Source organism: Candidatus Schekmanbacteria bacterium, assembly GCA_003695725.1.
Classification (GTDB): Bacteria; Schekmanbacteria; GWA2-38-11; order GWA2-38-11; family J061; genus J061.
In genome coordinates this window covers 1-4,702 of record RFHX01000136.1, presented here as the reverse complement: position 1 = coordinate 4,702, position 4,702 = coordinate 1, and the positions used below count along the sequence as shown (strand labels likewise).

The window sequence follows — 4,702 nt, the reverse complement described above, 5'->3', positions numbered from 1 at the left end:
TTTCTATTCGTTATGGCACATTTTTTGCTTGAAAAAATAATTGAATAGAGATTTTTTGTTCTTTTTGGGTGGAGGGGATTTTAATGCAAAGTTCAAAAAAAGTAGGAGTGCTTCTTGTACTTATTCTAAGTGTTTTATTCTTCAACTTATCTCTTTGGGCAGGAGAGCGTGATGGCGGACATTTTTTTTCATTGGATCCGTCGGTTCCTCCTGCAACTAATCCTCAAGACATAATGTATTCTTCTGAAAATGGAAGTTTTATGTTTGCCTTCAATATTACGGCAGGGCCTCAGGATATCGATGCTTTTTCAGGTGCTGACCATCCTTACACAACTTTGGCTGATATGTTTTCTGGTTATACGGAATTGGTCTATTCTATCGATGGAGATTCAGACCTATATGAATTTCAACTTTATGGACCTGAGCCGGATCCTTTGGGGGCTGGAAGAAACTGGTTCGCTGACGGACATTTTGCAAATCAGGCGCCTCATACGGTCCTTCCACAGCTCGTACATGATGATGAAAATGATTTGGGCTTAGCGCAGTATGACCTCGATGCATTGGAATCAGAATATCACGGCGGTTATATAGAGCCGTTTCCCGGTCACCCAATCAGTGATAAATATTTTTCACTTGAAGAATCTGCACCTCTTGATAATGGTGATATTTTCAAAAATTTAGGTTCGTCGTCCTATATGCTATATTTGGCAGATGAGGTATTTGCTCCTGTAATTGGCTTTGACCCTAATGCGGAACAATTGGATGCGCTTGTGCTTTTTGATGTTGCAGGTAATAAAACAACATTTGATGAAGGAACAAGCTTGTTGGATAGTGACACTATTTTCTTTTCTCTTGCTCCCGGAACATTTGACCCGGTGGGAGATAATATCTATTGGTATAGCGCAACCGGGATAGGCGGGTTGTATCTTGATCCCGGTTATGAAAGCATCAATATCGATGCCCTTGATGTTCATAATCCTGTGCCTGAACCACAATCGCTGACCCTTATGATTGCAGGGATTTTGGGTGGTGTTGGCATATTACGTTTCAGGAAAAGAACTTGAAATTTCTAAATTTCAACTTGTAAATTATTGGAATCTAAAGGGTATTCCAACCAGCTCTAAGAATGTAGAGAACATCTCAACAATACAATAGAATGCACACGCTTCCTACCTTTTCATAAGAAAGGGTAGATGTATATGTAAATAATTGTGTTCTTATTGTTCTCCCTTGAAGATGTTTCATTGATAAAAGATGGATAAGATTTTCAAAAATTTCTCAGCAATCGAATACTTCTCTTCCCAATTGGATTTTAGCTCGATGCAACGCCTGAAATATCTTTGATAGGCAATTTAAAAAGACTTGGGCCATCAGGATTAGTAAGGATAAATTCTGCAACCTTATCAAAATGTCTTTCATCTCTTTTTCTAAGTTTTGATACCATTCTCATTATACGATATACTTCGTCTCTGTCAGTCAAAAATTCTGCCTGACCTCTTATGCTTGCCGCTCTCCATTGCGGATAATCTCTATCGGCGTCGCATATTTTTATCAGAATGTTGTTGTTCTTTTTAATGCAATTGTGCATTGTCCCGCCGGGTCTCGAACCACAGTAGATATATTCCCCATCAGTAACATAGGTTACCTCTATTGCATATGGTCTGTCGTCTTTTACAGCGGTTATTGTGCACCATGTCCATTCATTGATGAAGTTTCTTGTTTCTTCTTCTGACATCTTTCTCATATGAAATTCTCCTTTTTTTAATTGTAGAAGATTTCACTTTTTAGAAATTAAAAAAAGCGGCTTTAAAAACTAAAGCCGCTTTATATTTTTTTTCAATTCTTTTATAATGGCTTCACATTTACTGCGTGAAGACCCTTTGGCCCCTCCTGAATTTCAAATTCTACTGTTTGTCCTTCTGAAAGGGTTTTAAAGCCTGCTCCTTCAATCGCTGTGTAGTGGACAAAAACATCCTCTTCACCTTCTCTTGAAATGAAACCAAACCCTTTCTTCTCGTTGAACCATTTAACGGTTCCCTGCGCCATACTACTAACCTCCTTTCTCTAACAGGGGTCTCATACCCCTAATCCAACTAACCGCTTTCAGATGAATTTAGAAAATCTTCGAAGGGCCGAAGTTAAACTAAATCCATTTGTGAAAACGATTAAATTAATAAAACATATAACTAACTATCCAACAAAAATAACTTTATGCAATGCAAATTAAAATGGCAAGCAAAAAATCAATTTTTTTTATATTGTTTTAATATTTGAAATTAGATTTCTTAAAATAGCCGTGCGTGCTGCATCTTCCAACAAATCAGCCAAGTTGAATGCTTGAGAAAGAGTAGGGGCAACTGCTACTGCTCCGTGCCTTTCAAGAATCAATACATTTAGCTCCTTATCTTTGAAGGAAGGTATCACAAGATTTGCAAGTTCATCTGAGCCCGGCGGAGCATAGGGGACTATTTTTTGCTTTCCAATATTTTTTTCAAAAGGTCCGGTTACAAGAGGAACTGTCATTCCTGACGATGCATATGCCGTTGCAGCAGTTGAATGGCTGTGAAAGACAGAAAAAATTTCAGGCCTCTCTTTGTATATACCGCAGTGCCATTTTATTTCCTTTGATGGTCGTCCTTCTCCTTCAAGAACTTTGCATTCAAGATCGACAACGATGAGATTGTCTGCTGTTACATCACGAAAACTTATTCCTGATGCTGTAACTACAACTATATCTGCTCCTTCCAACCTAACGCTTATGTTGCCGCCTGCGCCTGAACTTAATCCTCTATTGTATGCTTTTACACATACATCTGCCAATTCTTCTCTTAATTTTCTTATTTCGTTTTCCATACCTTTTAATCTCCTGAAAATTTAATAAAAAAGAAAATCTTTTCTCATTTCCATATATTTTTTTTCTTCTTCAAGACATTCTTCTTCAATTTCTTCAAGTTTTATTTCATTTTCGATACTCTTTCTTACCCTATTTGTGCCGCAAATAACATCGATTGGGACTTTTTCATATTCATATTCATATGGAGGATTTTTCCATTTGAAATTCTTTGAGAAAAGTTTTGAAACAGCCCTTATAATGGCTATTCCTGTTATATATGGTTTGAAACTTTTTCTATCTGTTATGTGAATGTGAACTCCATTGCAAAGCTTCTTTTCCCACTTGTTAAAACCCGGCTGAAAATGTGTTTCCCTAAAAAAAACGCCTTTTAGTTTATATGTTCCAAGCTCTTTTATTAGTTTTTCAGAATCAATGTAAGGTGCGCCAATCATCTCAAAGGGCTTTGTTGTGCCTCGTCCTTCTGAAATATTTGTGCCTTCAAGAAGCACAATTCCCGGATATACAGCCGCAGTTTCCAATGTTGGCATATTTGGCGAAGGCATTATCCAAGGGAGGTATGTTTCATCAAACCACATATTTCTTTTCCATCCCTTCATTTTCATTATTTCGATTTCACAGTCGATATCCTTATATTCCTTGTACAAGCAAGCCATTTCTCCCATTGTCAAACCGTGCCGCATTGATACAGGAAGCATTCCAACAAAGGAATAGAAGTCTTCCTCTGTCCTATATCCTTCTACATAATCGCCGTTTATTGGATTTGGCCTGTCAAGAACAATAATTTTTTTTCCATATTTTGCGCATTCTTCGATACAATAAAACATTGTTGATGCAAAGGTATATACTCTTGTGCCTATATCCTGAAGGTCTATGATAAGTGTGTCTATGTATGAAAGCATTTCTTCTGTTGGCTTTCTATATTCACCATAAAGACTGAAAACAGGTATATTGAGCTTTGGATGGATAAAGCCATCCCAAGTTATCATATTGTCCTGTGTATGAGAAAAGAGTCCATGTTGTGGGCCAAAGAGGGCTGTAATATTGGCGCCATTACCTGATTTTAAAATTGCTTCGAGAGTTGATGTATAATCAGGAAGAATTGAAGCAGGATTATAGAGTATTCCAATTCTTTCTCTGCTTCTCCTCTTTATATTTTTTTTTAAATACGACTGAAGTCCTATTTCAACTTTCTGATTCAATGAGGATTTGCTTCCATTAAGTTTTAGATAGAATTAGCTTATAGCAAATTAGAAATGACGCTTCAATAGGGAAAAAAGTTGAAAAAGAATTAATTGAAAAGTGTCGAAATCAATCCTTCTTCTTTATCAAATCTTCAATATATGGTTTTGCACATTCAGGGCAAAGTCCATGGGAGATTCCTGTAGTTTCCATAATCGATTTGATATCGGCCGGCTTAACCCATGTGCCGTCTTCAAGGCGAATTTTTTGGCAGTCACTGCAAGCGATTAAAAATTTATAAGAACCAAAGGTATTCTTAATCATCTCTTTTAATTCATTTACCTCTTTTGAAAGCTTCTCAAACTCTGACATTATTTTTGTTATTTCATGGATTATCGATAATTCTATGCTTCCAATGGGTGTATTCGAAATGAGAAGATGATATTTCGTCCCATTTATTGCTACTTGAAGATGTATGTTATCTTCTGTTTCACATAAATGGCAATTTTGAGATTCAGGATGAAGTAGATTCCAGCATTTTTGATTCTTTAAAGATTGAAGGTCGGTATTGAAAAGATTAAGGAATTTCTTGTTTGCCCATAGGATATTCTTATCATTATCAGTAAATATTATGCCTGCTTTCAATCTGTCAAAATTTGAGAAGATATC

Annotated in this window: 6 protein-coding genes; 1 reads left to right on the top strand and 5 read right to left on the bottom strand. The window is 36.5% G+C overall.

Annotated elements, in window-relative coordinates:
* Positions 1-83 precede the first annotated feature (83 nt).
* Positions 84-1,064, top strand: a complete 981-nt coding sequence (locus tag D6734_05520; GenBank protein ID RMF95457.1) for a hypothetical protein — start codon at positions 84-86, stop codon at positions 1,062-1,064.
* Between the two features lie 248 nt (positions 1,065-1,312).
* On the opposite strand, the gene D6734_05515 is transcribed toward D6734_05520, so the two are convergent.
* The 5 genes from D6734_05515 to D6734_05495 all read right to left on the bottom strand — a co-directional run.
* Entirely contained in the window at positions 1,313-1,744 is a 432-nt protein-coding gene (locus D6734_05515; protein ID RMF95456.1) for a hypothetical protein, read from the bottom strand.
* Positions 1,745-1,845: 101 nt separating this feature from the next.
* The gene (locus tag D6734_05510) at positions 1,846-2,046 is read right to left on the bottom strand and encodes a cold-shock protein (GenBank protein ID RMF95455.1); all 201 of its coding nucleotides are present in this window, start codon (positions 2,044-2,046) and stop codon (positions 1,846-1,848) included.
* Between the two features lie 207 nt (positions 2,047-2,253).
* The gene (locus D6734_05505; protein ID RMF95454.1) at positions 2,254-2,853 is read right to left on the bottom strand and encodes a class II aldolase/adducin family protein; all 600 of its coding nucleotides are present in this window, start codon (positions 2,851-2,853) and stop codon (positions 2,254-2,256) included.
* A 21-nt stretch (positions 2,854-2,874) separates the two neighbouring features.
* Positions 2,875-4,035, bottom strand: a complete 1,161-nt coding sequence (locus tag D6734_05500) for a DUF1343 domain-containing protein (protein RMF95458.1) — start codon at positions 4,033-4,035, stop codon at positions 2,875-2,877.
* 127 nt (positions 4,036-4,162) lie between these two features.
* Positions 4,163-4,702 (bottom strand): PAS domain-containing protein (locus D6734_05495; GenBank protein RMF95453.1); only part of this gene is annotated, 540 nt, incomplete at its 5' end.